The sequence below is a fragment of the Azorhizobium sp. AG788 genome (assembly GCF_004364705.1).
In the GTDB taxonomy this organism is placed as follows: Bacteria; Pseudomonadota; Alphaproteobacteria; order Rhizobiales; family Xanthobacteraceae; genus Azorhizobium; species Azorhizobium caulinodans.
Genome location: NZ_SOBM01000001.1, coordinates 766,987 through 792,869 on the forward strand (window position 1 = coordinate 766,987; position 25,883 = coordinate 792,869).

A 25,883-nucleotide genomic window follows, 5' to 3' on the forward strand; every position below is an offset into this window, starting at 1 on the left:
GGATGTGATGAAAGTCGTTATTCTGGCCGGCGGGCGCGGCTCGCGTCTCTCCGAGGAGACCAGCGTCCGGCCGAAGCCGCTGGTGGAGATCGGTGACAAGCCGATCATCTGGCACATCATGAGCATCTACGCTCATCACGGCTTCAACGAGTTCATCGTCTGCGCCGGCTACAAGGGCTACCAGATCAAGGAATATTTCGCGAACCTCGTGCTCCACCATTCCGACGTGACGGTGGATCTGGGTCGCAATCTCGTCCACTACCACCAGTCGGACAAGCCGAACTGGCGGGTGAGCATCGTCGACACCGGGCTCGATACCATGACCGGTGGCCGCCTGAAGCGCGTGCGCCCCTATCTCACCCCCGGCGAACCCTTCCTGATGACCTATGGCGACGGCGTCGCCGACGTGGACGTCGCGCAGGAAGTGGCCTTCCACAAGGCCCATGGGCTTAAGGCCACCATGTGCGCCGTGGCGCCTCCCGGCCGCTTCGGCAGCGCCAATATCGAGGGCAACAAGGTCTCCTCCTTCGTGGAGAAGCCGACCGCGGGCAACCAGCGCATCAATGGCGGCTTCTTCGTGCTGGAGCACGACGTTCTCGACCTGATCGACAATGACGACACGGTCTGGGAGGCGGAGCCGCTGGAGTCGCTGGTGGCGGAGGGGCAGCTCGCGGCCTTCCCGCACGACGGCTTCTGGCGTCCCATGGACACGCTGCGCGAGCGCACCCAGCTCGACGAGCTCTGGAACTCCGGCCGCGCGCCCTGGAAGGTGTGGGCGTGAGTGGGTTCTGGGCCGGTCGCCGTGTCCTCGTGACCGGACATACCGGCTTCAAGGGGGCGTGGCTCTGCCTGTGGCTGGAACGTCTCGGCGCGCAGGTGAGCGCGCTCGCGCTGCCGCCGGACACCGCGCCTGCCCTCTATGACGTTCTGAGCCCGTGGCCGGGCCAGACGCACGCAACCATCGACATCCGCGACCGCGCCGCGCTGGCCTCCGCAGTAGCCGAAGCCGAACCCCAGATCGTGCTGCATCTGGCGGCACAGGCACTGGTGCGCCGCTCCTATGCCGAGGTGGTGGAGACGTTCGCCACCAACATCATGGGCACGGTGAATCTGCTCGATGCGGTGCGCGGCGTGCCGGGCGTCGAGGCGGTGGTGGTCGTGACCACCGACAAGGTCTATGCCAATGACAATGCTGGCCGCCCCTTCAGCGAGGGCGACATGCTGGGCGGCAAGGACCCCTACAGCAACTCCAAGGCCTGCGCCGAACTCGTGACGCAGAGCTATCGCGACAGCTTCTTCAGCATCCACGGCCCCCGCATCGCGACCGCGCGCGCCGGCAATGTGATCGGTGGCGGCGACTGGTCCGCGGACCGTCTGGTGCCGGATTTCGTGCGGGCGCTCGGCAAGGGCGAGCCCGTGCGCCTGCGCTATCCTGACAGCGTGCGCCCATGGCAGCATGTGCTTGAGCCCGTGTCCGGTTATCTGGCTCTCGCCGAGGCGCTGGTGACGCGGCCGGCCGACGCGCCTGTGGCGCTGAATTTCGGCCCGGATCCGGCAAGCTTCGCCTCCGTGGCGCAGGTGGCCGACGGCCTTGGCACCGCCTTCGGCGTGGAGACGCCCTGGCTGCCCGCTGGTGGCACCCATCCGCCGGAGGCCAGCGCCCTGCTGCTCGCCTCCGACCTTGCGGCCGCGACGCTCGGCTGGCGTCCCCGCCTGCCCATGGCCGACACCATCGCCTGGACCGCGGACTGGTATCGCGCCCATCGCGAGGGGGCCGACATGCGCGCCTTCACCTTGGCCCAGATTGCAGCTTACGAGGAACTTCAATCGTGAAGGCCGGACACTGCCGCTTCTGCAACACGCCCCTCAGCCTGTCCTTCGTGGATCTGGGCTCGACGCCGCTGGCCAATTCCTATGTGCCGCTTGATCGCGCCGACGCGCCGGAGCCGAGCTATCCCCTGCGCGCCAGTGTGTGCGGCGAATGCCGGCTGGTGCAGGCCGATGCCTTCGTGCCGGCCGAGGACATCTTCAGCCATTACGCTTACTTCTCCTCCTTCAGCGACAGCTGGGTGGCCCATGCCCGGCGTTTCGCCCACATGGCCATGGACCGCTTCGGGATCGGCGCCCAATCCCTCGTTGTCGAGGTGGCGAGCAACGATGGCTATCTGCTGCGCCATTTCGTGGAAGCCGGCGTACCGGTCCTTGGCATCGAGCCCGCCGCCAATGTGGCGGAGGCGGCCCGCGCCGTCGGCGTGCGCACGGAAGCGGTGTTCTTCGGTGCCGCCACGGGCGATGACGTCAAGGCGCGGGAAGGCGGCGCCGACCTTGTGGTCGCCAACAACGTCCTTGCCCATGTGCCGGACATCAACGATTTCGTCGAGGGCTTTGCCCGCGTGCTGAAGCCCGAGGGCGTAATCAGCATCGAGTTCCCCCATCTGCTGCGCCTCATCGAAGACGTGCAGTTCGACACCGTCTATCACGAGCATTTCTATTATCTCTCGCTGCTCGCGGTGGAGAAGGTCATGGCCGCCCATGGCCTTCGGGTGTTCGACGTGGAGGAATGGCCGACCCACGGCGGCAGCCTCAGGGTGTTCGCCTGCCTCAAGGGGGCGAGCCACGTCGAACAGCCCGGTGTCGCCAAGGTGCGCGCGGATGAGGCGGCAGCCGGTCTTGACCGGGACGAGATCTATGCGGATTTCCAGCGCCGGGTGACGCCCATCCGCGAGGGGCTGCTGGCCTTCCTGCGGCAGGCGAAGGCCGAGGGCAAGCGGGTCGCGGCCTATGGCGCGGCGGCCAAGGGCAACACGCTGCTCAATTTCTCCGGCGTCGGCACCGACCTCATCGATTATGTGGTGGACCGCAATCCCCACAAGCAGGGGCATCTGCTGCCGGGCAGCCACCTTCCGGTGCATGCTCCGGAGAAGCTCGCCGAGACGAAGCCGGATTACGTCCTCATCCTGCCTTGGAACATCAAGGACGAGGTGGTGGCGAGCCATGCCCACGTCCGCGACTGGGGTGGGCGTTTCGTGATTGCCGTGCCGAGGCTGACGGTGCTGCCATGAAGATCAGCCCGACGAAGATCCCCGGCGTCATGGAGGTGGAGGTCACCCCGCTCACCGACGAGCGTGGCCTGTTCGCCCGCACCTTCTGCGCCGAGACCTTCGCGGGCCATGGGCTGGCGGATCGCTACCCGCATCAGAACACATCCTACAATCCACGCCGGGGCACGCTGCGGGGCCTGCATCTCCAGGCCGAGCCGAGCCCCGAGGCCAAGCTCGTGCGGGCGACGCGAGGGCGGGTCTTCGACGTGGCCGTGGACCTGCGTCCGGCTTCGCCCGCCTACCGCGATTGGACGGCGGTGGAGCTCGATGCCAACCGGCGCAATGCGCTCTACATTCCCGCGGGCTGTGCCCACGGCTTCCTGACCCTCGAGGACGACAGCGAGGTCTTTTATCTCATGTCGGAAACCTATGTCCCCGCGCTGGCCCGCACCTATCGCTGGAATGATCCGGCCTTTGGCGTGGACTGGCCTTTTGAGCCCAGTGTCATTTCGGCACGCGATGCCGCTGCAGAGGACTACACGCCATGAACGCTCCCATCGATCCTGCGGCGCTGGATGCCAGCGCGCCGGCCGCTATCGCGGAAGTGCCGGCGGAGGTCACGCTCAGCATCTGCGTGCCCACCTACAACCGCGCCCACTTCCTCGAATATCTCTTCCCGCATCTGCGCGAGGCGTGCGCCACCTTCGATTTCACCTATGAGATCGTGGTGTCGGACAACTGCTCCCCGGACAACACGCCCGAGGTTGTCGAGCGCTTCCGGGCCGAGGGCATGCCGATCCGCTATTTCCGGCAGGACGAGAACAAGCCGTCCGCCAACATCCTCAGTGTCTATCACCGGGCCCGCGGCAAGTATCTCGTCTATGTGGCGGACGACGACCTCATCATTCCCGAGGCGCTGGCGGACAATGTGCGCTTCATGATGGCCAATCCGGAGCTGCGCGCCTGCTACACGCCTTGGGAGGTCTATGACGACCTGCACAAGGTTTCGGGTGGCTATTTCTACGACCAGGCCGAGGATCTGATGATCTTCTCCCCCGGCCAGGAGCTGGAGCTGTTCGGCGCGCTGGTGCGGGACCACATCTTCCCCGAGACGGTGATCTACCGGGCCGATGCGGCCCGCAGCATCGTCTCCGCGCCGCGCTTCTGCTATTGGGCCTTTTCCTATCTGGCCGGCGTCGTGGCCGAGGGGCCTGTGGCGTTCCGCAACGTGCCCTTCTATCGCTCCGTGACGCTGACGCCCGTGGTGACCAACCGCGGACAGGCGGGCATCGACGGCGCCATGACAGAATGGGACAGCTATCGCGGCGGTCTCGAATATCTCATCTTCAGCTTCCTGCGTCGCAGCAACCTCGTGGCTGGCGCAGACTTCAAGTCGACGGTGCGTGACCTCGCCGACCACTTCGTGTCGATCCGCCTCAAGGTGGCGCTGCGTCTGTGGCTCGCCCGGCAGGATTACTGCCGTGCCTATGAGATTGTGGTGCGCCTGCAGTATCTCGATCCGGCGGGCATGGAGCATCTGGAGATCCCGGAAAACCTGGCGCTGCTCGCCAATGCGCAGACGCTCGCGCGCCTCGCCAACGGCATTGCCGAGATCGACCGTGTGGTGGTCGCGGGTGTCGAGGACGGTCAGGCGCTTGGCGCGCTGTTCCGCGATGCCGGCCTCGAGCGGCGCATCTTCGTCGTGCCGCCGCCGGAGAAGCCCACCGAGAAGCACCTGCGCAACTCGCTGGTCTTCCTTGCGGACGACAGCCTGCGCCAGACCTTCCTCGATCAGGGCTATTCGCCCGGTCTCATCGTCACCGAGCGCGAGGTGCGTGGCAGCGTTCTGCTCTGAGACAGGCCGGGCCCGTCATCCGGGCCCGCTCGCCGGCTGGCAAGATGGCTATGGTCAAAGACCAAACAAAAGGGGCCGGCGCCATCAGCGCCGGCCCCTTTTTCGTTCTGTGTCGGCGCCGCTCAGGCGTCGAGCCAAACCAGCTCGAGGCCGTCGCGCTGGAGCACCGGCACCTGCGCGACGATGGCGCGGGCCTTCTTCGGATTGAGGCCGACGAAGACCACATCCACCTCGTCCGGCAGATCCGCCGGCGGCACGACCGGCCGGTCGAACATGGAGGAGCCCTTCAGGTTCGGATTCTGGTCGAGGAAGGTCGCGACCGAGACCTTCTCGCCCACGCGGCTTGCGATCCACGCGCCATAGAAGCCGGCGCCATAGATGGCCGCCCGCCGCCCTGCAAGGTCTCCCGCAGCCGCATCGAGCCGTTTCGCCGCGTCCGTCCAGAAGCCGCAGGCCTCGGAGGCGAGGGTCGCAACGCCGGCGTCCGCCTTGGCCTTGGCCGCGCCATCCGCCTTGCGGGCGGTGGCGAAGAAGGCGCCGGGGAAGGAAGAGGCGTCGCACACGTCCATGGCGAAGCCCGCCTCGGCGAAGGCACGCGAGAGTGAGGGGACATTGAAGTGGTTGAGGTGGTCGGCGACGATCATGTCGCCGGGATTGGCGATGGAATCGGGCACCGAGATCAGCACCTGTCCATCGGGCTTGAGCAGGTCGTGGATCACCTTCAGGAACGGCACCGGATCGGCCACATGCTCCAGCACGAAGTGGCTCATCACCGCATCGAAGCGGCCGGCCCATTCGGCGGGAACGTCATAGGTGGCCTGGGCGTCTTCCGGCACCCAGCCCTCCCAGGCAGCGGTGTAGTCGGTGCTGACGTCGAAGACGGCCGGCTTCAGGTCCGGTCGGCTGCGCATCATGTGCCGGAGGGTCGTGGCCTTGGCCGCGCCGTAGTCGAGCAGGCTCGCGCCCTCGGGCAGGTTCAGCAGGCGCAGCGCGATGTTGGCCTGATGCTCCGTCCGATAGATGGGCGTTCCGTCCGGCGCCACCGCGAAGAGCTGGTCGTGGTTCTCCGAGGCCAGCGAAATCCGGTAGCCGGTATCGTAGAAGGCCTTGATGTCCGGCAGGTCCGGGCTCTGCACGTGGTTGCACGTCTCGCACACGAACACCTGCGTCGGAACCGACACCAGCGTCATGATCGAGGTCATGGATGGCGCCTGCGCCTCATAGGCCGGCGCGCCCAGCGGCGCACCACACACGCGGCAGCAGGTCATGCGGCCTCTCCACGGCTGACCAGAAGCTCAGGGAGCACGTCGGCAAACTTGATGCCGGCGGCGAAGGAGCCGCGCCAGCCGATGCGGGTGCCCAGCTCATCCGCGAAGTTGAAGTAGCGGAACTGGATGGTCCAGCGCGGCGTCTTCGACTTGTTGTGCCCGCCCTGATGCAGGGTCAGGAAGTCCATGAGCACAAGGTCGCCGGGCGTGGTGAGCGGGGCGACGATATTGTACTTGGCGAGGCGCTCCTGCTCGCGGTCGAGGTGCAGCGCATAGGTGCCGGAGGCGCCGACGCCCTTGTCGTCCTCATACACCGGCACGATGCCTTCGGCGTGCGAGCCCTCGGCGATCTCCACCGGGCCCATGTCCGCCGTCAGCGGCAGGAGCGGGGTCCAGAAGACGATGCCGTCGACGCTGCGGAGCTGGGAGGGGAATTCCTGGTGCCAGTGGGCGCGGAACTTCTCCTCGCCGGGATTGTCGATGCGGATGCCGTAGCCGCCGGCCGCAAGGCCCGGCACGCTGCCCTCGCGCAGGGCGCGGAACACGTCGTCGTTGCGCAGGTTGGTGACGAGCCGCATGAAGGCCGGGATCTGCTTCACGGCGTCATAGACCTCGCCGCCCCAGGCGCGGTTCTTGGCGATGAGCGCGGGATAGGCGACGGTCATGGCCTCGTGCGCCGTGCCGGTGGGGGCGTCGACACCATACTTGCGGCACACATGCTCCAGGATGACCCGGATGCCTTCGTGGATGGGAGCAACGTCGGCCTTGGGGTCGTAGAACTGGCGCAGGACGGTGTAGCCCTGCTTGGCAAACTGTTCGCGCTGTTCTGCGCCGACGATGGATGTGTCGGTCATGGGTTTTCCCTCCGCTGTTTCAGAAACGGCCGCCAGGCAACGGTGGCCGGCCGCAGATAGGTGATGGCGTCCCGCCCTGTGTGGGCGATGAGATCAAGAATGCTGACATAGGGGGTGAAGGCCCCCTTGCCCTGCGGCCAGGGCGTGAGGCTGTACGCCATATACTCCACGCCCACCCCCGCAGCCTCGAAGGCGTCATGGTCGAGATAGCGCGCGGCGCCGTGCCCGGTCAGATAGCGCGTGCCGCCCTGGTCGAGCACAAGGTCAAGGACGCGCTGCCAGGAGGTGCCCTCCACCTTGCAGGCCGTGGTGCGGCCGATGTCGCGCCCCGAACCGATGCCGAGATAGCGTGCCGGCTCCTCGATGCTGGCGATCAGCAGGTCGCACAGGTCGTCATGGGCATAAGCGGCATCGAGCAGGCCGAGGGCGTCGTCGCGATGGGGCGCGTCGGCGAGGGACTGCGCGAGCAGGGCCCGATGGGCGGATTTCCAGTCGCCGTCAGTGGCCTTCAGTTCCGCGATGGGCTGGAAGCTGCCTTTTCCGGCGAGGGGGATCGTCATCCACCGCCGGTCGTCGCCGTATTTGACCTGGATGCGATTGGTGAAGCTGCCCTTCGAGAACTGGGCGTCGTCGAGATACAGATAGGCGTCGGCCAGCATCAGCTGTTCAAAGAACCCCGGCCAGGGGAACAGCATGGGCTGGGTGATGACGACCGCCGTCATGACGCCATGTCCCCGAGATGGCGCTCCAGCAGCGCCACGTCATGGACGCCGTCGCGGCCGTGGAAGTGCGCCGTCATCAGGCCCACGGTCCGATAGCCCGCCGCGTGATGGACCCGGAGCGAGGCGGCATTGTCGGCCCGGATCTCCGCCATCAGCTTCGTGAGGCCGAGCCGCCGCGCCGCATGGTCGAGGAGCAGCGCCATGGCCTCGTGGCCAAAACCCTGGCCGCGGGCGTGGGAAGCGAGCGCAAGCCCGCCTTGTCCTACCCGATTGCGCCGGTGGACGTGGCTGATCTGGACGAAGCCGAGAAAGGTCTCCGAGCGGGCGTCGGCCACCACCTGGAAGGCGCCGCCGGGCTCGCTGGTGCGCCGCTCGATCCACGCGGCCATGGCGTTGTCGTCGAGGGCGTCCGCCACGGTGAGAAGCTGCGCCTGTAGCTCGTCATCGCGCCGCATGGCGGCGAGTGCCGGAACATCCGCCTCCCGCACGTCGCGCAGATGCGCGCGGCGGGTCGTGGCGCTTGGCCATGTCTCCGCTGTCAGGCCTTGACGCATCGCGTGTATCCGCCCGGAGAGCTGGAGAGCACCAGCTTGCCGTTGATCACCGGATCGACCTCGAAGCGGTCCGTCTCTGCGAGATAGGCCTTCAGCGCGGTCAGCGGCTCGTCACCGGGATGCCAGATCTTCGAGCGCTTGGTAGGGGTCTGGGAGGCGTCCACGCGGCCGAGCAGCGTGTCGGCGACCACCAGATACTGCCCCTGGGTGACGAGCGGACCATAGGTGCGCAGTTCGTCGAGCACGTGGTCGCGGCTGTGGTCGCTGTCCAGCACCACCATCACGGAGGCGCCGGCCGGGATCGCGGCCCGGACCTTGGACATTGTCTCGTCCGAGGTGGACGGCCCTTCGATCAGCTCGATGCGTGACGACATCGGGTGCTTCTCGATGGAATCGCGATTGTGCGCGCGGATGTCGATGTCCACGCCGACGACCTTGCCCTTGCCGATGAGCTGCAGCATGGCGGCCATGAAGATGACCGAGCCGCCCCGCGCCACGCCGGTCTCGATGATGACGTCCGGCTTCGTCGCCCAGATCACTTCCTGCGTCGCCATGACGTCCGCCGGCATCTGGATGATCGGCACGCCCATGAAGCTCCAGAGATAGGAGTAATCATAGGTGTCGAGCGAATGGAGGGCGGTGGTGATCTTGTTGAAGGTGGCCTCGTCGCGCCCCAGCGCCAGGCACATGTCGCGCTTGTGCGCTTCGAATTCGAGACGGTCGTCCTTGATCATCTGGGTCATTCCGCTGCCACGCGATGCGTCCGGCCACCGGCGAGCACTTCGCGGAAGGCGGCACAGACGATGTCGACCTTTTCTTCGGTCATGTTGTAGCCCGACGGCAGGTTGATGCCGACACGGGCGATGAACTGCCCGCAGTCGTTCGGCGTCACGAAGCGCTTGGCTTCGGGATGCGCGTCGAAGGCGGGAAGGCTAGAGAGCGGCGAGAAGAAGGGCCGGGTGTCGATGTTCCGGCGCTCCATCTCGGCCATCAGGGCGAATTTGTCGAAGCCATAGGCCTCGCAGGGGACGGCCGTCACCATCCAGTAGGAATTGGACACGCCCTCGGGCTCGCAGTTCAGCGTCAGGCCGTCCATGTCGGCGAGGCGGTCGTGATACCAGCCATAGATGGCGCGCTTGTGCGCGATGAGCGCATCGATGCGCTCCATCTGGGCGATGCCGAGCGCGGCAGTGACCGCATTCATGCGGTACTTGAACGCGATCTCGTGGTTCTGGAAGAAGCGGTCCCCCGGCTTGCGGCCATGGTCGCGCAGGAAGAGCACGCGGGCGTTGAGTTCGGGATCATCGGTCACGAACATGCCCCCCTCGCCGGTGGCCACCGTCTTCGAGCCGTGGAAGCTGAAGGCGGCCGCACGTCCGAAGGCGCCGGCGCGGCGCCCGTTGAGCGAGGAACCGAGCGCCTCGGCAGCGTCCTCCACGAGATGCAGGCCGTGGCGGTCGGCGATGGCCTGAAGGGCCGGCCAGTCGCACATGGAGCCGTAGAGATCGACGCCGAGGATCGCCTTGGTGCGCGGACCGATGGCGGCTTCCACGGCCGCAGGGTCGATGCACCATGTATCGGGGAGGATATCGACGAGGATAGGCGTCGCGCCGAGATGCACGATGGGAGCGACGGAGGCGATCCAGGTCACGTCCGGCACGATGACCTCGTCGCCGGGACCGATGCCGAGAGCCGCGAAGATCAGGTGCAGGGCGGACGTGGCATGGGGAACGCTGACGGCATGGCCCACGCCCACGTAATCCGCCATCATCTTCTCGAAGCGCGCGTTATAGGCGTAATGATTGGCGTACCAGGCGGTGCGTGCCGCCTCCGCGGCGAGCTCCGCCTCCCGGTCCGTGATGGAAGGACCGGCTACAGGAATGCGCTCCGCCGAAGTAATCATGTTCGTCTGCTCTCGAGCTTATCCGCAGGGTGGAGACTAGGATCGGAGGCTTGCCCCAAGCCTGCCTTCCCGGCCTTTGCCCGCGAATACTTCGGCAATCTCAGGCCTCTGCCAGAAGCGGCACCGTCTGCGCGGCGCTGAACGGCATATGCGCGCCATGGACCGCCGGGATCGCAGGCATGAGGCCGGCCCAGTCGCGCGCGGTCAGGGCGGCTTGGAAGTCGTGCCGGCGCGGCGGCATCAGCCCGATCGCGGTGTAGGCGCGGGCAAAGGTTCGCAGCGTATTGGCGGGAATATGGCTCTGCGCCATGTCATACATCGCCTTGGCGCCGAGCTTGGCCACGCGCCGCGGATTGCTGCGCGTCCAGTCGAGCAGGGCCGCCGCGTCTTCGACGGTTTCAGCGAGCAGGGCGTTGCGCCCCTCGCGTACGACGCTGGCCTCCGGTCCGTGGCGCCAGACCAAAGGGGTAGCGCCCACCGACATGGCCTCCACGAGCGTTGCCTCGCAGGGATCGGCGCGCGTCGGGTCGAGCAGGTGGATCAGCACATCCAGCTTGCTCAGCACCGTCTGCGGATCGAACGCCTCACGCTCGAAGACGATGCGTTCGGGGTGCCGCATGGCGGCGGCACGCGCGGCGATCGGGCCGGTCTTGTCGGGCGTCCCCCAGAGGGAGACGCGGATGCCGGTGCTGGCAGCGTCGATGACATCGAAGAAGCGCGGATCGAGCGTTGCGGCATCAAGGGGAGCGCAGCAGCCATAGGTGAGCGGCCGGGTGGGGCAGGCGGGACGATCGACGGGCGCAAGGCCAAAGCAGGCGTTGGCAAAGCCCAGGGCCTCCGGCGGCGGCTCCAGCGCGGGCGCGAGCGGCACGGCCTTGCCCGTCGAGGCATGGGCGAGAAAGGTCCGGTCGGCGAGCGCGAGAAGGCCGGGCGGGACGAGGCCGGCGCCGGTGCCGTGTACCCAGAGGATGAGCCGCATCGCCGGCAGCGGCGTGTGCGTCAGCAGGGACGGAAGCGAGGAGGCACCGGTCCATTCCAACTGGACGATATCGGCAGCGCCCACGAGGTCGGCCATCTTTCGGGCATCCGGTTGCACGACGACCCGCCCGCCCGCCGATGTGATGCGGTCGATCTGGCTGGTGTCGGCCGGCGTTTCCAGAAGCACATAGGCGTGGAGCGTGCGCCGGATGGCACCGCGCGAGGTGCGCGCGGCTTCAAGAAGGGTCGCGTGGGCCTTGCCGAGGGTGCCTTCCAGATGCGGCGCGATATGGAGAATCCGGGCGCTGCCCGCCGGATGTCCAGGCATCGTGCCTCGCATTCCTGTCTCTACACCCGCAATCATGCGTCCCACCTCCGCCGCATCGCATCGGAAGCAAAGCGCGGAAGGATTGCCTGAGGCTGTTGAGGCGGTAAAAGGATATGCGCAGGGGCATTTTCGGAAATGAAGCCACAAGGCTTGCGACAGCCTCCCCATCCATGGTGCCATCCTAGAGGGGGGCGTCGCTTGCGCGGCGCACCATCAAGAAGAACGTCGAAGTCCCATCATGATGCGTGCGCCAGTCCCGGCTCGGTCCGATCGCAAGCCCTATGAGAAGGAGCGAGCCTGATGCCGCGCCGTGCCGCCGCCCGCCGTCTGAAGCTGGTATCCAACGCCCTTGTGGGCCGGCACTTCGAGGCCCTGCCGGATGCGGCGATGGCGCGTGATCTGCTCCGCGTCGCCAACGGCCGCGCGCCGGCCGGCGTTCCGATCCTTCCCCGCGCGCGTGCTCTCTGGCTCTATGGCGCCGGCCCCCTCGGCAAGGAGGCGCGCCGCTATTTCGAATCCGTGGGTCAGCCCGTCGCGGGCGTAATCGACAGCGACGCGGCCGCTTATGCCGACGATCCCGACTGGGCGGACCTTCCTGTGCGCGGACCCGAAGCGGTGCCGGAGCTTCAGCGGGCGAAGGCGCTGCTCGCCATCGCGGTGATCGACCGGCCTTATGTGCCGCTGGAAGCCGAGCTCAACCGGCAGGGCTGGAGCCAGTGCGTTCCCCTGTACGACGTAACCGAGGCCTTCCGGGACCAGCACCCCTTGAGCAACGGCTGGTTCGCCAGCCCGCTCAGCGAGGTCGAACTCGCCGCGGCCGATGAAATCCTCGCGGGCTTCGCCGATGATGCCTCGCGCGCCCATTACCTGCGGTTCGCGGCCTGGCGGCTTGCGCGGCAGGAATGGGATTTCGAGGGCGCGCCGGTGGAGCCGGACGCGCGCTTCTTCATTCCCGAGATCACTTCGGTGCTGAAGGGCGACGAACGTTTTCTCGATGCCGGTGCCTATCACGGCGAGGTCACGGCCCGGCTTCTGCAGGCGACGAACGCCAGCGTCTCCACCGTCTGGGCCATCGAGCCGGATGTCGCCAACCGGTCGGTCCTTCAGGCCTATGTCTCCGGTCTTGACGTGACGCTTCAGGCCCGCATCCAGGTGCTGGATGCGGTGCTCGGTGCACGCACCGAGGCGGTGCGTTTCCACGAGGGGCTCGGCCATGCCTCGCAGATCGCGCCGACGGGCAAGATCCTGCGGGCCTGTGCGCCGCTCGACGCGCTGAGCCTCGATCCGACCTTCGTAAAGCTGCATCTGGAAGGCGCCGAACTCGCCGCGCTCAATGGCGCGCGGGAAACGCTGCGCCGGCGCCGGCCCATCGTCGCGGCCGCCGTCTATCACGATGCCGCAGGTCTTCTCGGCACGCCGCAATGGTTCATGCGGCATCTGCCGGACTATACCATCCTCATTCGCACCCACGACTGGTGCGGCATGGGTGCGATTGTTTATGCCCTTCCCAAGGAGCGTGTTGCCACATGACGGTGTTTGCCGATTCCAGCCGATTCATCATGGACCTCGGCATGAACAATGGCGACGATACCGCCTATTACCTTGCCAAGGGCTTCGATGTGGTGGCGATCGAGGCCAATCCGGCGCTCGTGGAAGCCGCGCGCACGCGCTTTGCGAAGGAGATCGCGGCCAAGCGCCTGACCCTCGTCGAAGCGGCCGTATGGGCGACGTCCGGCACAGTGGCATTTCACGTGAATGAAGAGGACAGCCGCAGCAGCAGCGTCGAGGAGGTCTGGGCCAAGCACCACGACGCCGCGACGCATGTGGTCGAAGTGGCGTCGCTGACCCTCGGCGACCTGTTCGACCGCTTCGGCACGCCCCGTTACCTGAAGATCGACGTGCGCGGTGCCGACGAGATCGTGCTCAAGCAGCTGCGCGGCCAGATCATCAAGCCGCTCTATGTGAGCGTGGAGGACTGCCGCTCCGGCTATGATTTCATCGCCGCCCTGGATGAGGCCGGCTATGACGGTTTCAAGCTGGTGGACCAATCCCGGGTGACACAGGTGCGCGACCCGAAGGTGAACTTCCGCTTCACGGAAGGCTCCTCCGGTCCCTTCGGCGACGCGCTGCCGGGCACGTGGCTGGATCGCAAGGCGTTCGAGAAGCTCTATTCCACGACGGTGCGCGACCGCGCGGGCAATCGCATCGCGCCGAAGAATTTGTGGTTCGACATCCACGCCGCCAAGCTCTGACGGCCTATCGCGGTCCGGAGATACAAAGGGCGCGGTGATCTTCCGATCACCGCGCCCTCTTCGTTTGGGCTTCAACGCGAACCGTGCGGTCCCCGCTCACACCACGATCGGTTCCGGCACCTTGCCGGCGCTGCGCAGCGCGTGCATGCGCTGGTAGGCGGCCTCGATATCGCGGGTGAATTTCTCGGAATCGAACAACGGTGCCGTCGCGCGGGCTTCGACGAGGCGGGCCTTGAGGCCGGCAAGCCGCTCCGGATCGCGGGCGAGCGCCAGCGCCAGGGCCTCATAGTCAGCCAGCGACGTGGTGATCAGTTCCGGCATGCCCACGGCGTCGAGCAGGCTTGCGGCGACGCGCGCCGCGAAGGTCTCGCCCGCGCAGGTGACGATCGGCACACCGGCCCAGAGCGCATCGCTGGCCGTGGTGTGGGCATTGTAGGGCAGGGTGTCGAGGAACAGGTCGGCGTGCGCATGCCGCGCCAGATGATCCGCCAGCAGGGCATTGGGCGCGAAGATGATGCGGTCGGGCTCGATGCCGAACTTCGCGGCCTCATAGGCGAGGTTGTCGCGCGCCGCCGCATTGGCCTCATAGAGCCACAGCACCGAGCCGGGCACCTCGTCCAGCAGCCGCATCCAGACCGAGAAGACCGCGGGCGTGATCTTGTAGGTATTGTTGAAGCAGCAGAACACGAAGCCGCTCTCCGGCAGTCCGCAGGCCGCGCGGCTCGGCAGGGTCTCCGAGATGCGACGATGCCGGTCATTGGGCTGGTAGCAGTGCGGCAGCTGGACGATCTTCTCGTCATAGTCGGCCGCGGCGGACAGCGGGGTCACGAAGCGGTCGCCCACCACATAGTCGATAAAGTCGGCGCCCATGCTGCCGGGATAGCCGAGGAAGTTCACCTGAACCGGCGCGGGCCGCAGGGCCATGATCTCGGACCTGGCGCCCTGGGTGTAGCCCTTGAGATCGACGAGGATGTCGATTCCGTCCGCCCGGATGCGGCGCGCCGCCTCCGGATTGCTCATGCGCTCGATTTCCACGAAATGGTCGAAGGCGGAAACCACGCGCCGGCGCATGTCCGACTTGTCGTCGGGGCTGTGCGAATACGCGAAGATCTCGAACTTCTCGCGGTCGTGCCGCTCGAACATCTCCACCGCCAGGAAGGTGGTGGCGTGGTTGTAATAGTCGTTGGACAGATAGCCGATGCGGATGCGCCGGGACGGATCGGCGGGCGGCGCCGGCGGCAGCTTGTCGTCGCGCTCCACGCGCACGCTCTGCGCCCATACGCGGGCGGCGCGCAGGTGGTCCTTCGGCGTCATGTGCGAGGACAGGAGAAGGAAGGGGCCGGTGCGGGTCGCGCTCTGGGCCAGCAGCTTTGCGATGGCCGCTTCTTCCTGCTCCACATTGCGCCACTGGCAGATCTGCCGCGAGGCGTTGGCCGCGCCGAGGCGCGCCACCACATTGTCGGGCTCGATCTTCAGGACGCGATTCAGATAGGCGAGGGCCTCGGGATAGGCCTTCCGGTCGAGGCAGACGCTGCCGAGGTTCAGCAGCGCGCCGACGTGGTTCGGGTCCACCTTCAGCGCTTCGCCCAGCGCCTCCATGGCCTCGGCGTGCCGCCGCTTCTCCAGCAGGATCATGCCGAGATTGGCATGGAGCGCGGCCACCGTCGGCTTCAGCGTGGCGGCGATCTTGAGCAGGGCGAGGGCTTCGCGGTCGCGTCCGCCGCGATAGGCGTTCACGCCCTCGATGCCGATGTCCTCGGGCGTGAGCGCGCCGCGCTGCACGGCCTCGACCCAGACCTTGGCCGCGTCGTCCGGCTCTCCGCCGCTCGAAATGATGGCGCAGCCGAGCGCGAGCGCGGCCTGCCCGTTGCCGGGCTGTTCCGCCACCGTGCGCAGCAGGTCGTCGAGGGAGCCGTCCACGGCCGAGAGGCGGGCCACGCCGGCTTTCGCCACCGGGTGGTTCGGGCGCAGCGCCAGAGCCTTCTCGAACGCCTCGCGGGCGGCGGCACGGTCGCCCATCTGGAGCAGCAGGCTGCCGTAGTCCGCGAGCGCCTCCACGTTCCGGGGATCGAGCGCGGTGGCGATGCGCAGCGCCGCGACCGCTTCCGGGATGCGGCCGATCTGGCGCAGGCACAGCGCATACATGTGCTGGACGATGGGGTTCTTCGGGTCGCGCTTCAGGGACGCGGCATAGAGCTGGGCGGCGCCCTTGTGATCGCCGGCCTGATGCAGGGTGCCGGCGCGCAGCGCATCCTTGGCGGACTTCAGACGTCCGCCGTCGGGCTGGCCGAATGCCGCCCGCTGACCCTTGCCCATGTTCCCCTCCATGCTCACGGCGCGCCGGGCCGTTCCGCCCGGATGGTTCCAGTGGGCACTTGTCGGCCCTGTCACTTGCTTGAGGCTTGTCTGGCGCGGGCGGAGGGCGGCCTGCGGCAATGTGGGCGCCGAATCGTGGCGGCGCGGGGGGCGCTCGGCTATGAACGGACCTTCACCGGCGCAGCAAGCGGCGGAAGAACGGATCAGAGGGTGAACGGCGTTGCGTGAGTCTCTCGTTTTCTACAGTCCCGCCGACGTGGCCGCCGATTGGCTGGCGGCCATCGGCGAGCATCTCCCCGGCCTCGACATGCACATCGCCACCCGCGAGGGCGCGCCGTGCCCGGCGGAGGACGTGCACTACGCGGTGGTGTGGAAGCCGCCGCAGGACTTCTTCAAGCCCTTCACGAACCTGAAGCTGGTGGTGAACCTCGGGGCCGGCGTCGATGCACTCGTCTCGCGCACCGACCTGCCGGACGTGCCGATCACCCGCCTGTCCGACCCCGAAATGTCGAAGATGATGGCCGGCTTCGTGCTCATGTGCGTGCTGCGCCATGCCCGTGACATCGTGGCCTTCGAACGCATCCAGAAGGAAGGCCGCTGGCGCTACATCCATCCCACCACGCCGGACCGTATCCGCGTGGGTGTGATGGGCCTTGGAGAACTGGGGGCCACCGCCGCGCACGAAATCGCCCGTTTCGGCTATCCGGTGAAGGGCTGGTCCCGCACGCCCAAGGCACTGCCCGGCATCGAATGCCACCACGGCCTCGAGGCCCTGCCGCAGTTTCTCGCGCAGACCGATATCCTCGTGGTGATGCTGCCCCTCACTCCGCAAACCCGGCACATCGTCAATGCCGAGCGTCTCGCGATGCTGCCGAAGGGGGCGAAATTCATCAATGTCGCCCGCGGCCCCATCGTGGACGAGCCGGCGCTGGTGGCGGCGCTCCAGTCCGGCCATATCTCGGAAGCCTCCCTCGACGTGTTCGAGGAGGAGCCGCTGCCGGAGGCGAGCCCGCTCTGGGGCATGGACAACGTGCTCATCACGCCGCACCTCGCCTCCATTGCCCTGCCGAGGTCGGCGGCGGCGCAGATCGCGGAGAACATCCGCCGTATCCGCGCGGGCCAGCCGGTGCTGAACCGCGTCGATCCCTCCCGCGGCTACTGACCGGCGCGGGGCGGCGACGGTCGCCCCGCTGACGCCGCCGTGATCGGAAAAAGCGTCTCAACCCCCTGACAAACGCGGCCCGGTCTTCTTATATGAGCCTCACTTGCCCTAGCGGCAGGCTTGCGCGCGTCGGGCGCGCCATAGAGGATGACGATGAGCGTTTTCAAGGGTCTGACACGGTTCGCGGCGGTTCTGGCGCTGGGCCTCGCCGTGACCCTGCCGATGGTGGATCACGCCGATGCGCGGCAGGGCGGCAGCATGGGCAGCCGCGGCTCGCGCACCTATCAGGCGCCCGCCGCGACCAACACCGCCCCCTCCGCTTCGCAGCCGATCCAGCGCTCGGCGACCCCCTATAACCAGAGCGCGCCGATGGCGACGCCCGCCCGCACAGGCGGTCTGTTCGGCAACGGATTTGGCGGCGCGCTCATGCGCGGCCTGCTGATCGGCGGCCTCGTGGGCATGCTGTTCGGCGGCGGCCTCGGCGGCCTGTCGGGCTTCCTCGGCCTCTTGCTGCAGGTGGCCCTCATCGCCGGCGTGGTCATGCTGGCCCTGCGCTTCTTCGCCAACCGTCGTCAGCCGGCTCCGGCCGGCGCGGGCTACGGCATGGCGCGGGACAATGGCGCCAGCGCCTCGGGCCGTGGCCCGACCGGGCCGCTCGGCGGTCTGGGCGGCCTCGGCGCGGGTCTTGGCGGCCTGGGCGGCGGCCAGACTCAGCCCCAGCCGCAGGCGGCGCCGTCCGGCCCGAAGGACGAACTGGGTCTCAAGGGTGCCGATTTCGATGCCTTCGAGAAGCTCCTCTCGGACATCCAGGCGGCCTACAGCCGTGAGGATCGCAACAAGCTCGCCGAGCTCGTGACGCCGGAAATCCTCGGCTATTTCGAGGAAGAGCTGCGCGCGAATGCCGAGCGTGGCGTCCGCAACCAGGTGAACGACGTGAAGCTCCTCCAGGGCGACTTGTCGGAAGCCTGGCGCGAAGGCCAGTTCGAATATGCCACCGTCGCGCTCCGCTATGAGGCGCGCGACACTATGCGCGACCGCACCACAGGTGCGCTGGCCGCCGGTTCCACCGATGCGCCCAGCCAGAGCACCGAGGTGTGGACCTTCATCCGCCTGCGCGGCCAGCCCTGGAAGCTCTCCGCGATCCAGTGAGGCGCATCCGCCCATCCGAACGGCCGTCCGCCCCGCGCGGGCGGCCGTTTTCGTCTGCCGCGCCTTTTCCAGCCTTCATGCCCGATGCTAGCCTGATCCGGCCGCTGCCCCGTGCCGGCGCGGACAGCCTTTTTGCGCCTGCCCTGATCCCACCCCACGGCTCCGCCCGGTCCGTCCGAGGCTGACCCGACATCAAGAGAGACCGATGGACTATCTGGTTCAACTGGCCTCCGATCCTGCGGCCTGGATCGCCCTCGTGACCCTCGTCGCCATGGAAGTGGTGCTGGGCATCGACAATCTCGTCTTCATCTCCATCCTCACCAACAAGCTGCCCGAACATCAGCGCTCCCGCGGCCGGCGCATCGGCATCGGCCTGGCGCTCGTGCTGCGCCTCGGCCTCCTGAGCACGGTGGCGATCATCGTGAAGCTGACGACACCGGTCTTCTCCGTGTTCGGGCAGTCCTTCTCCTGGCGCGATCTCATCCTCATCGCCGGCGGCCTGTTCCTCGTCTGGAAGGCCACGAAGGAAATCCATCACCACGTCGACCCTAATCCGGGGGAGGGCGTGTTCGAGACCGGCAAGGCGGCCATCACCTTTTCCGCCGCCATCGTGCAGATCCTGATCCTGGATCTCGTCTTCTCCATCGATAGCATCATCACCGCCGTCGGCATGACGGAGCACATCCCCATCATGGTGATCGCGGTCATCGTGGCCGTGCTGACCATGCTGCTGGCCGCCGACCCGCTGGGCCGCTTCATCGATGCCAATCCCACCGTGGTGATGCTGGCGCTGGCCTTCCTCATCATGATCGGCATGACACTGATCGCCGAAGGCTTCGGGGCGCATGTGCCGAAGGGCTACATCTATGCCGCCATGGCCTTCTCCACCGCCGTGGAGGGCCTCAACATGCTCTCCCGGCGGGCCAAGGCCCGGCGGGGCGGGGCCGGACACTAAGCCGGCCCGGCCCCTGCGGCGGCCTCCGCGCCTTTGCCGCAATGGAACGGCAGGATGTTGCTTGCCGTTGCCGTTTCAGGCGAAAGGGGAAAGCCGCCGCATCATGATCCGTGTCCTTGCTCTTCTGGGCCTGCTGGGTGCCTTTGCCGGCGCGCTGCCGGTGATGCTGCCGGCGGCGAAGAGCGGCGTGCGCCTCGTGATGGCGCGGGATGATCCGGCGCGTATGGCCGACCTTGCTGCCGAGCGCCTCTCGGCCGAGGACATCCGGCGCGAAATCGAGGCGGCGCTGGCGACCCCGGATGCCGACCTCGCCGCATCCTATGTCGCCCTCGCGGAGGCGCGAGGCCTGGCGCTGCCGGCCGAGTTGCGCGCGCGCGTCACGGCGGCGGAGGCTGATGCCCATTCCACCTGGCAGCAGATGCGCAGCTTCGGCGCCGGCTTTCTCACCGGCACGCCGGAGGACCTGCCCGGCTTTGCCGGGGCGGCGGTGGGCGACTTCATGGTTTGGGGCGACATTCGCGACGCCACCCGCGAGGGCTGGAAGCTGGCGCGGGGCGAGGAGGCCGATGAGCTGATCCTTGGCCTCTCCACCGTCGGCCTTGCGGTTACGGCCGGAACCTATGCGCTGGGCGGGGCGCCTGCGCCGGTGCGGGCGGGTGTGTCGCTGGTAAAGGGGGCGAAGCGCGCCGGGCGGCTCTCGGCAGGTCTTGGCGCGGGCCTCGTCCGTTCGGTGCGCGAGAGCGTGGACTTCGCCGCCTTGCGACGGGCGCCCGAACGCGTGGCGGCGCTCGACGCCGCGGCGCTGAAAAGCGTGGTGCGTACAGAGCGGCTTCGTGACCTCGGCCGCGTGCTGTCCGACGCCGGCACCATCGAGGCCAAGGCCGGCACCCGCGCCACCATGGAGAGCCTGAAGGTCGCCGACGGCACCGCCGACCTCTCCCGCGTTGCTCGTGTGGCGGAAGCCAAGGGGCCGCAGACGCTGGCGCTGCTCAAGAGCTTCGGCCGGGGCGCCTTCGCGGTGACGGGGGCGGTGCTGGGGCTGGTGTGGTGGGGCCTCTTGGCGCTGGTCTGGCTCGTGGGCGCGATCTCCACCTTCAACGCCCTCGTGGTATCGCTGCTGCGGCCCCTGTGGCGCAGGCGCAGGCGCGGTCCGTCCACAGCGCATGGCCGCATGTCTGCGGCGGCGCTTCCCTCCGGCGGCCTGTCGCACTAGGTTCCGCCCTCGCTTCGCCAGCCTGCCCGAGGGAACCCATGCCCAGCTTTCTGTCCGACGGCCTGGAACTCGCCTATCTGGACGAGGGGGAGGGCGCGCCCGTCCTGCTCATCCACGGCTTTGCCTCCACCAAGGAAATCAACTGGGTCTTTCCGGGCTGGGTGAAGACGCTGACGGACGCCGGCCGGCGCGTGATCGCCTTCGATCATCGCGGCCACGGCGCCTCGCAGAAGCTCTATGACCCGGCCCAGTATCATACCCGCCTGATGGCGGAGGATGTCGCCAATCTCCTGAAGACGCTCGGCATTCCTCAGGCGGATGTGATCGGCTACTCCATGGGCGCGCGCGTCACGGCGCAGCTCACGCTCAGCCACCCGGACGTGGTGCGCAAGGCGGTGCTCGGCGGGCTCGGGATCCATCTCGTGGACGGGGTGGGGCTGCCCCAATCCATCGCAGAGGCGCTGGAGGCGCCTTCGCTGGAAGACGTGACCGACCCCATGGGGCGCATGTTCCGCGCCTTCGCCGACAGCAACAAGGCAGACCGCAAGGCGCTCGCCGCCTGTATCCGTGGATCGCGCCAGAGCCTCGACCGGGCGGAGGTGGCGTCCATCCGTCATCCCGTTCTGGTGGCGGTGGGCACGCGCGACCTCATCGCGGGCGATGCCCATGCGTTGGCCGCCCTGCTGCCGAACGGGCGTGCGCTGGATATTCCCAACCGCGACCACAATCCGGCGGTGGGCGACAAGGTGTTCAAGCAGGGCGTGCTCGATTTTTTCGCCGAGCCGGCCTGATTGCCGCTCCGGTCAGGGTGGCCTGACCCGACGCCCATCTGTGTGCTAGAAGGAAGGTCACTGACCTTCAGGGAGGCAGCGATGCTGCAGCATGGTTTCCAGGCGACCAAGCCCGCGAACGACCGGCGTCCCGAACTCGTGGACCCGGTGTGGGCACGCCTCTGTCGCGAGGCAGAGGAAGCGGCCGCGCGCGAGCCCATGCTGGCGGGCTTCCTCAAGGGTGCCATCGTCAGCCATGAGACGCTGGAAGGCGTGATCGCCGAGCGCATCGCCGCCCGGCTCGATCATCCGGACCTGCCCGGCTATGCGATCCGCGGCGCCTATCGCGAGGCGGTGGCGGCCGATCCGACCCTCTCGCAGGCCCTGCGCGCCGACATCATGGCGGTGGTGGACCGTGACCCGGCCACCACGCGGGTGCTGGAGCCGGTGCTCTATTTCAAGGGCTTCCACGCCCTCCAGACCCACCGCCTCGCCCACTGGCTGTGGGAGAACGGCCAGCGCGACGCCGCGCTCTATCTCCAGAGCCGCGTCTCCGCCGTGCTGCAGGTGGACATCCATCCGGCCGTACCCATGGGTCGGGGCATCTTCCTCGACCACGCCACCGGGCTGGTGGTGGGCGCCACCGCCGTCATCGAGGATGACGTCTCCATCCTTCAGGGCGTGACGCTGGGCGGCACCGGCAAGGAGCGGGGCGATCGCCATCCCAAGATCCGGCGCGGCGTGCTCATCGGCGCCGGCGCCAAGGTGCTCGGCAATATCGAAGTGGGCCATTGCGCCCGCATCGCCGCTGGCTCCGTCGTTCTGCATCCCGTGCCGCCGGCGACCACCGTTGCGGGCGTGCCGGCCAAGGTGGTGGGCAGCGCCGGCTGCGCCGAGCCGAGCCGTGCCATGGACCAGATGTTCGACGTCGAGATTTACGCCGGCGCGGACATCTGAACCCTCGCGTTCGTCCGTTCGCCGATCCGCCGCCCCGCGCGGCCGCATACCCCACGGGCGCTGGAGCGCGTGCCGTGACATTTGGAGGATGACCATTGGATAAAACCGAGCTCGAACGCGTCCAGCGCTATCTCCGCACGCTGTTCGGCAATCCGCAGATCAAGGTCACGGCCCGTCCCAAGAAGAAGGACTCGGCGGAGGTCTATCTCGGTGATGAGTTCATCGGCGTCCTCTTCAAGGACGAGGAAGACGGCGACCTCTCCTACAATTTCCAGATGGCCATTCTGGATACCGATCTCGAAGACTGAGGCGTTCCGGGCTCCGCTGCGGCGGGGCCCTTTTCATAGGGGGACGCATGCGCCCGTGCGCCTCCGCTGAAAGCGCTTTCCTCCGCCCGGACAAGGCGATACATCGGTCTGGCATACAATATCCGCACGAGGCCCGTGCCGTGTCTGTCCTCGAAATCGCCGGTGAACATTTCCGCTTCGACGTCCAGGGTCCGGAAGGCGCGCCGCCGCTGGTGCTGGCCCATTCGCTCGGCACGACGCTCGAACTGTTCGATGCCGTGACGCCGCTGCTCGCCTCCCGCTTCCGCGTCGTGCGCTACGACCTGCGCGGCCATGGCGAGAGCACCGCGCCGGACGCCGTGCACGGCATGGGCGATCTCGGGCGCGATTTCATCAATCTGGTGGAGGGCCTGAAGCTCGGACCGGTGCATTTCTGCGGCCTGTCGCTGGGCGGAATGGTGGGACAGTGGCTCGCCATCCATGCGCCCAAGCGGCTGAAGCGCATCGTCCTCTCCAACACCACGGCCTATGCCGGCCCGCCCCGCATCTGGGAGGCGCGCATCAAGGCCGTGCGCCGCACGGGCACGGACCATATCGCCGACGCGGTGATCGACAGCTGGTTCTCGTCCGGCGTGAAGGCCCGCATGCCCGACACGGTGGCGCGGGTGCGCGAGATGATCGCCGCCACGCCGGCGGTGGGCTATGCGGCCACGAGCTGCGCGATGCGCGACATGGATTTCCGCGCCGCCTTGCACAAGGTCACGACGCCGACGCTGGTCATCGTCTCGGACGAGGACCGCTCCACACCGCCGGAGTGGGGCGAGGCGGTGGCGCAGGGCATTCCCGGCGCGCAACTGGCGCGCCTGCCGGGCGGGCATCTCTCCTGCCTCGAGCAGCCCGAGGCATTTGCGAAGACGGTGCTGGATTTCCTCGGCTGAGCCTGCCGTGTCATGCCCCTGCCATGGGAGGCGCCCTAGAGCACGTACCGCGTAGCCGCGACGGGGCCGGTGCTTCGGCGGGGAACATTCCCCGATCGCTCGGCCTTGACGGCGGGCCTCATCGGCGCGGTAAAGGCGTGAGGGCGGGAGACAGCCATGGGCAGCGGGCACGATCATTCGCACGATGCGGCCGAGACGACGCGGCACGCGGGCCATAATCACGCTGGCCACGACCATGGTGAAGGGGGGCATGCTGGCCACGCGCACGCTGCCGAGAGGCATGGCGGCCACTCCCATGGCGGTCATGCGGGACACAGCCATGCGGTGCCCAGTTCCCTGCGGGCCTTCGCCATCGGCGCGTCGGCTAATTTCGCCTTCGTGGTGGTGGAGGCGCTGTTCGGCTACTGGTCCGGCTCGCTCTCGCTGCTGGCGGACGCCGGCCACAATCTCTCCGATGTGCTCGGCCTGCTGCTGGCCTGGGCCGCCGCCTGGGCGGCGCAGCGCGCGCCGACGGAGCGCCGCACCTTCGGCTATGGCCGCACGTCCATCCTCGCTGCGCTGACCAATGCCATCATCCTGCTGCTCGGCACCGGCGGCATCGTGGTGGAGGCGGTGAGCCGCCTGTCCGATCCCGAGCCGGTTCAGACCGGCATCGTCATGGTGGTGGCGCTCATCGGCATCGGCGTGAATTTCGGCACGGCGCTGCTCTTCATGGCCGGGCGCAAGGGCGATCTGAATGTGCGCGGCGCCTTCGTCCACCTCATCGCGGACGCGGCCATCTCGCTGGGCGTGGTGATCGCCGCAGGGGTGATCGCTGTGACCGGCTGGCTCTGGCTCGATCCGGCGGTCAGCCTCGTGATCGCCGTCGCCATCATCGCCGGCACCTGGAGCCTGTTCCGGGACAGCGTCGATCTGGTGCTGGACGCGGTGCCGCGCCACGTGGACCGGGCGGCGGTGGAGACCTATCTGGCGGGTCTGCCCGGCGTCACGGAGGTGCATGACCTCCACATCTGGGGCCTCTCCACCACCGAGGTCGCCCTCATGGTGCACCTCGTCCGCACGACGCCTGCGCCGGACGATGCCTTTCTCGCCGAAGTGACGGGCGAGATGAAGCGTCGCTTCGGCATCGGCCACGTCACCATTCAGGTGGAGGCCGGAACCCACCCTTGCGCGCTGGCGCCCGCCCACGTGGTGTGAGCGGAGCACCTGCAGGCGAAACTCAGTTGTGCGACGACGCGGGAAGGCCCTCCAGCGCCTCGCGGGCGATGGGCAGGAGGCTGGGGTGCTCGGCCAGAAGGTGGGGCACGCGGCCGCGCATGCGCGGATCCCAGAACTTGCGGATGTGCTGCCGGGTGCCGTCCACCGCCTCCGCATGGGGCTGGGTGGAGAAGAAGGTGGCGATCTGGTTTGCCATATAGACGAGGCGCTCGTCCGAGCTCTTGTGCGTGCCCTCGTGGGCGTGGCCGCCGTGGCTGTGCTCGTGATGGTGCTGGCTATGCGACATGGGCTTGCCGTTGGTTCGTCCCGAGGCTGATCCGCCGGGGATGGGTGAAGAGTTCAAAGCCATCGCTGCGCACGATGGCGGCCAGGGTGATGCCCGCGCGCTCCGCCGTGCGGATGGCGAGTGAGGTGGGCGCCGAGACGGCGGCGATGACCGGCACGCCCAGGACGGCGGCCTTCTGCACCATCTCGATGGAGACGCGGCTGGTCAGCAGCAGCACGCCGGAGGCCGGATGCGCCTCAGGCAGGCGGGCGACCTTGCCCACCAGCTTGTCGAGGGCATTGTGCCGGCCCACGTCCTCCGCCACCGCGAGAAGGCCGGCGCCGTGCTGGTAGAAGCCGGCGGCATGCACCGCCCGCGTCTCGTGATTGAGCGTCTGGGCCGGACCCAGCGCCGCCATGGCCTCCAGAAGCGCGCGAGCCTCAATGGTGAGGTCTCCCGCCACCTGTGCGGCCGGCTTCACGGCTTCCGCGAGGCTCTCCACGCCGCACAGCCCGCAGCCGGTGGGGCCGGCGAGATAGCGGCGGCGGGCGCCCAGAAGCGACATGCGTTCCTCGGCGATCCACATGCGGGCCTCAATGCCATCCTCAACCGCGATCACGTCGAGGGAGAGGATGTCGGCGGCCGAGCGGATGATGCCTTCGGTGAGCGAGAAGCCCAGCGCAAACGCCTCGATGTCGATGGGCGAGGCCATCATCACCGCATGCGTGGTGCCGTTATAGGTGAGCGCCACCGGCGTCTCCTCCGGCACCGCGCGCTCGCCCTGCGCGACCTCCCCCTCGCGCCAGACCGCGCGGGCCACCCGCCGGACGGGCTCCGGAATGTCCGGAATCTCCGGCAGGTCGTCAGGGGAGAGGGAAGGGGCCTTGGTCATGATGCC

The 25,883-nt window shown here is 67.9% G+C and carries 26 protein-coding genes; 16 read left to right on the forward strand and 10 right to left on the reverse strand.

From position 1 onward, the window contains the following. Positions 1-7: 7 nt before the first annotated feature. Genes rfbF through DFO45_RS03535 form a run of 5 tightly spaced genes read left to right on the forward strand, consistent with a single transcriptional unit; the run spans position 8 to position 4,896 of the window. On the forward strand, positions 8-781 hold the full coding sequence (gene rfbF, locus DFO45_RS03515; RefSeq protein ID WP_012172003.1) for a glucose-1-phosphate cytidylyltransferase: 774 nt from the start codon (positions 8-10) through the stop codon (positions 779-781). Next, positions 772-1,833 carry a CDP-glucose 4,6-dehydratase gene (gene rfbG / locus DFO45_RS03520; RefSeq protein ID WP_133863745.1) on the forward strand — a complete coding sequence of 354 codons (1,062 nt, stop codon included), beginning with the start codon at positions 772-774 and terminating at the stop codon, positions 1,831-1,833. The genes rfbF and rfbG overlap by 10 nt, the downstream gene beginning before the upstream one ends. Continuing rightward, positions 1,830-3,062, forward strand: coding sequence for a class I SAM-dependent methyltransferase (locus DFO45_RS03525; RefSeq protein WP_133863746.1), 1,233 nt, complete (start codon positions 1,830-1,832; stop codon positions 3,060-3,062). Before rfbG ends, DFO45_RS03525 begins: the two co-directional genes overlap by 4 nt. Further along, a complete protein-coding gene (gene rfbC, locus DFO45_RS03530; RefSeq protein ID WP_133863747.1) occupies positions 3,059-3,589 on the forward strand; it encodes a dTDP-4-dehydrorhamnose 3,5-epimerase in 531 nt (176 codons plus the stop codon). Before DFO45_RS03525 ends, rfbC begins: the two co-directional genes overlap by 4 nt. Further along, positions 3,586-4,896, forward strand: coding sequence for a glycosyltransferase family 2 protein (locus DFO45_RS03535; protein WP_133863748.1), 1,311 nt, complete (start codon positions 3,586-3,588; stop codon positions 4,894-4,896). The genes rfbC and DFO45_RS03535 overlap by 4 nt, the downstream gene beginning before the upstream one ends. A gap of 122 nt (positions 4,897-5,018) precedes the next feature. Here the strand turns inward: DFO45_RS03535 and DFO45_RS03540 are convergent, their stop codons facing one another. The 7 genes from DFO45_RS03540 to DFO45_RS03570 all read right to left on the reverse strand — a co-directional run bounded on the left by DFO45_RS03540 (position 5,019) and on the right by DFO45_RS03570 (position 11,503). Further along, positions 5,019-6,164, reverse strand: a complete 1,146-nt coding sequence (locus tag DFO45_RS03540; protein ID WP_133863749.1) for a class I SAM-dependent methyltransferase — start codon at positions 6,162-6,164, stop codon at positions 5,019-5,021. Further along, positions 6,161-7,018 carry a phytanoyl-CoA dioxygenase family protein gene (locus DFO45_RS03545; RefSeq protein WP_133863750.1) on the reverse strand — a complete coding sequence of 286 codons (858 nt, stop codon included), beginning with the start codon at positions 7,016-7,018 and terminating at the stop codon, positions 6,161-6,163. The genes DFO45_RS03540 and DFO45_RS03545 overlap by 4 nt, the downstream gene beginning before the upstream one ends. After that, positions 7,015-7,740, reverse strand: a complete 726-nt coding sequence (locus DFO45_RS03550) for a WbqC family protein (protein WP_133863751.1) — start codon at positions 7,738-7,740, stop codon at positions 7,015-7,017. Before DFO45_RS03550 ends, DFO45_RS03545 begins: the two co-directional genes overlap by 4 nt. After that, a complete protein-coding gene (locus tag DFO45_RS03555; protein ID WP_133863752.1) occupies positions 7,737-8,294 on the reverse strand; it encodes a GNAT family N-acetyltransferase in 558 nt (185 codons plus the stop codon). The genes DFO45_RS03550 and DFO45_RS03555 overlap by 4 nt, the downstream gene beginning before the upstream one ends. Continuing rightward, positions 8,279-9,037 carry a CmcI family methyltransferase gene (locus DFO45_RS03560; RefSeq protein WP_245517934.1) on the reverse strand — a complete coding sequence of 253 codons (759 nt, stop codon included), beginning with the start codon at positions 9,035-9,037 and terminating at the stop codon, positions 8,279-8,281. The genes DFO45_RS03555 and DFO45_RS03560 overlap by 16 nt, the downstream gene beginning before the upstream one ends. Next, positions 9,034-10,197 carry a DegT/DnrJ/EryC1/StrS family aminotransferase gene (locus DFO45_RS03565; protein ID WP_133863753.1) on the reverse strand — a complete coding sequence of 388 codons (1,164 nt, stop codon included), beginning with the start codon at positions 10,195-10,197 and terminating at the stop codon, positions 9,034-9,036. Before DFO45_RS03565 ends, DFO45_RS03560 begins: the two co-directional genes overlap by 4 nt. A 100-nt stretch (positions 10,198-10,297) precedes the next feature. Continuing rightward, positions 10,298-11,503 (reverse strand): glycosyltransferase, encoded by a 1,206-nt coding sequence (locus tag DFO45_RS03570; RefSeq protein ID WP_133863754.1) that lies wholly within the window; start codon positions 11,501-11,503, stop codon positions 10,298-10,300. Between the two features lie 300 nt (positions 11,504-11,803). On the opposite strand from DFO45_RS03570, the gene DFO45_RS03575 reads away from it, so the two are divergent. Further along, on the forward strand, positions 11,804-13,033 hold the full coding sequence (locus DFO45_RS03575; protein ID WP_133863755.1) for an FkbM family methyltransferase: 1,230 nt from the start codon (positions 11,804-11,806) through the stop codon (positions 13,031-13,033). Next, entirely contained in the window at positions 13,030-13,755 is a 726-nt protein-coding gene (locus tag DFO45_RS03580) for an FkbM family methyltransferase (protein WP_133863756.1), read from the forward strand. Before DFO45_RS03575 ends, DFO45_RS03580 begins: the two co-directional genes overlap by 4 nt. Before the next feature lie 96 nt (positions 13,756-13,851). Here the strand turns inward: DFO45_RS03580 and DFO45_RS03585 are convergent, their stop codons facing one another. After that, complete coding sequence (locus DFO45_RS03585) at positions 13,852-16,071, reverse strand: tetratricopeptide repeat protein (RefSeq protein ID WP_166657038.1); 2,220 nt, start codon at positions 16,069-16,071, stop codon at positions 13,852-13,854. Positions 16,072-16,291: 220 nt separating this feature from the next. On the opposite strand from DFO45_RS03585, the gene DFO45_RS03590 reads away from it, so the two are divergent. The 9 genes from DFO45_RS03590 (at position 16,292) to DFO45_RS03630 (ending at position 24,699) form a co-directional block, all read left to right on the forward strand. Then, on the forward strand, positions 16,292-17,233 hold the full coding sequence (locus tag DFO45_RS03590; RefSeq protein ID WP_245517935.1) for a glyoxylate/hydroxypyruvate reductase A: 942 nt from the start codon (positions 16,292-16,294) through the stop codon (positions 17,231-17,233). A 153-nt stretch (positions 17,234-17,386) separates the two neighbouring features. After that, positions 17,387-18,382, forward strand: a complete 996-nt coding sequence (locus DFO45_RS03595; protein WP_245517936.1) for a Tim44 domain-containing protein — start codon at positions 17,387-17,389, stop codon at positions 18,380-18,382. Positions 18,383-18,587: 205 nt separating this feature from the next. Continuing rightward, entirely contained in the window at positions 18,588-19,337 is a 750-nt protein-coding gene (locus DFO45_RS03600) for a TerC family protein (RefSeq protein ID WP_012171986.1), read from the forward strand. 103 nt (positions 19,338-19,440) lie between these two features. Further along, on the forward strand, positions 19,441-20,550 hold the full coding sequence (locus DFO45_RS03605; RefSeq protein WP_133863759.1) for a hypothetical protein: 1,110 nt from the start codon (positions 19,441-19,443) through the stop codon (positions 20,548-20,550). Between the two features lie 38 nt (positions 20,551-20,588). Then, positions 20,589-21,341, forward strand: a complete 753-nt coding sequence (locus tag DFO45_RS03610) for an alpha/beta hydrolase (protein WP_133863760.1) — start codon at positions 20,589-20,591, stop codon at positions 21,339-21,341. An 81-nt stretch (positions 21,342-21,422) separates the two neighbouring features. After that, the gene (gene cysE / locus DFO45_RS03615) at positions 21,423-22,277 is read left to right on the forward strand and encodes a serine O-acetyltransferase (RefSeq protein ID WP_133863761.1); all 855 of its coding nucleotides are present in this window, start codon (positions 21,423-21,425) and stop codon (positions 22,275-22,277) included. Between the two features lie 95 nt (positions 22,278-22,372). Beyond that, on the forward strand, positions 22,373-22,585 hold the full coding sequence (locus DFO45_RS03620; RefSeq protein WP_012171982.1) for a DUF3126 family protein: 213 nt from the start codon (positions 22,373-22,375) through the stop codon (positions 22,583-22,585). Between the two features lie 140 nt (positions 22,586-22,725). Beyond that, entirely contained in the window at positions 22,726-23,502 is a 777-nt protein-coding gene (gene pcaD, locus DFO45_RS03625; protein ID WP_043879542.1) for a 3-oxoadipate enol-lactonase, read from the forward strand. 324 nt (positions 23,503-23,826) lie between these two features. Continuing rightward, on the forward strand, positions 23,827-24,699 hold the full coding sequence (locus DFO45_RS03630; RefSeq protein ID WP_245517937.1) for a cation diffusion facilitator family transporter: 873 nt from the start codon (positions 23,827-23,829) through the stop codon (positions 24,697-24,699). A gap of 22 nt (positions 24,700-24,721) precedes the next feature. On the opposite strand, the gene DFO45_RS03635 is transcribed toward DFO45_RS03630, so the two are convergent. Next, the gene (locus DFO45_RS03635) at positions 24,722-25,006 is read right to left on the reverse strand and encodes a formate dehydrogenase subunit delta (RefSeq protein ID WP_081434033.1); all 285 of its coding nucleotides are present in this window, start codon (positions 25,004-25,006) and stop codon (positions 24,722-24,724) included. Continuing rightward, positions 24,996-25,877: a formate dehydrogenase accessory sulfurtransferase FdhD gene (gene fdhD, locus DFO45_RS03640; RefSeq protein WP_133863764.1), complete on the reverse strand. Its 882-nt coding sequence runs from the start codon at positions 25,875-25,877 to the stop codon at positions 24,996-24,998. The genes DFO45_RS03635 and fdhD overlap by 11 nt, the downstream gene beginning before the upstream one ends. Between the last annotated feature and the right edge of the window lie 6 nt (positions 25,878-25,883).

Excerpts from the sequence above, each read along its gene's own strand:
- DFO45_RS03585 (WP_166657038.1), bottom strand. The coding sequence starts at position 16,071 with ATGGGCAAGGGTCAGCGGGCGGCATTCGGCCAGCCCGACGGCGGACGT.
- DFO45_RS03565 (WP_133863753.1), bottom strand. The coding sequence starts at position 10,197 with ATGATTACTTCGGCGGAGCGCATTCCTGTAGCCGGTCCTTCCATCACG.
- rfbF (WP_012172003.1), top strand. The coding sequence starts at position 8 with ATGAAAGTCGTTATTCTGGCCGGCGGGCGCGGCTCGCGTCTCTCCGAG.
- DFO45_RS03610 (WP_133863760.1), top strand. The coding sequence starts at position 20,589 with ATGCCCAGCTTTCTGTCCGACGGCCTGGAACTCGCCTATCTGGACGAG.
- DFO45_RS03635 (WP_081434033.1), bottom strand. The coding sequence starts at position 25,006 with ATGTCGCATAGCCAGCACCATCACGAGCACAGCCACGGCGGCCACGCC.
- DFO45_RS03535 (WP_133863748.1), top strand. The coding sequence starts at position 3,586 with ATGAACGCTCCCATCGATCCTGCGGCGCTGGATGCCAGCGCGCCGGCC.
- DFO45_RS03545 (WP_133863750.1), bottom strand. The coding sequence starts at position 7,018 with ATGACCGACACATCCATCGTCGGCGCAGAACAGCGCGAACAGTTTGCC.
- DFO45_RS03575 (WP_133863755.1), top strand. The coding sequence starts at position 11,804 with ATGCCGCGCCGTGCCGCCGCCCGCCGTCTGAAGCTGGTATCCAACGCC.
- DFO45_RS03605 (WP_133863759.1), top strand. The coding sequence starts at position 19,441 with ATGATCCGTGTCCTTGCTCTTCTGGGCCTGCTGGGTGCCTTTGCCGGC.
- DFO45_RS03555 (WP_133863752.1), bottom strand. The coding sequence starts at position 8,294 with ATGCGTCAAGGCCTGACAGCGGAGACATGGCCAAGCGCCACGACCCGC.
- DFO45_RS03595 (WP_245517936.1), top strand. The coding sequence starts at position 17,387 with ATGAGCGTTTTCAAGGGTCTGACACGGTTCGCGGCGGTTCTGGCGCTG.
- DFO45_RS03540 (WP_133863749.1), bottom strand. The coding sequence starts at position 6,164 with ATGACCTGCTGCCGCGTGTGTGGTGCGCCGCTGGGCGCGCCGGCCTAT.
- cysE (WP_133863761.1), top strand. The coding sequence starts at position 21,423 with ATGCTGCAGCATGGTTTCCAGGCGACCAAGCCCGCGAACGACCGGCGT.
- DFO45_RS03560 (WP_245517934.1), bottom strand. The coding sequence starts at position 9,037 with ATGACCCAGATGATCAAGGACGACCGTCTCGAATTCGAAGCGCACAAG.
- DFO45_RS03550 (WP_133863751.1), bottom strand. The coding sequence starts at position 7,740 with ATGACGGCGGTCGTCATCACCCAGCCCATGCTGTTCCCCTGGCCGGGG.
- rfbC (WP_133863747.1), top strand. The coding sequence starts at position 3,059 with ATGAAGATCAGCCCGACGAAGATCCCCGGCGTCATGGAGGTGGAGGTC.
- fdhD (WP_133863764.1), bottom strand. The coding sequence starts at position 25,877 with ATGACCAAGGCCCCTTCCCTCTCCCCTGACGACCTGCCGGAGATTCCG.
- DFO45_RS03570 (WP_133863754.1), bottom strand. The coding sequence starts at position 11,503 with ATGCCTGGACATCCGGCGGGCAGCGCCCGGATTCTCCATATCGCGCCG.
- DFO45_RS03600 (WP_012171986.1), top strand. The coding sequence starts at position 18,588 with ATGGACTATCTGGTTCAACTGGCCTCCGATCCTGCGGCCTGGATCGCC.
- DFO45_RS03580 (WP_133863756.1), top strand. The coding sequence starts at position 13,030 with ATGACGGTGTTTGCCGATTCCAGCCGATTCATCATGGACCTCGGCATG.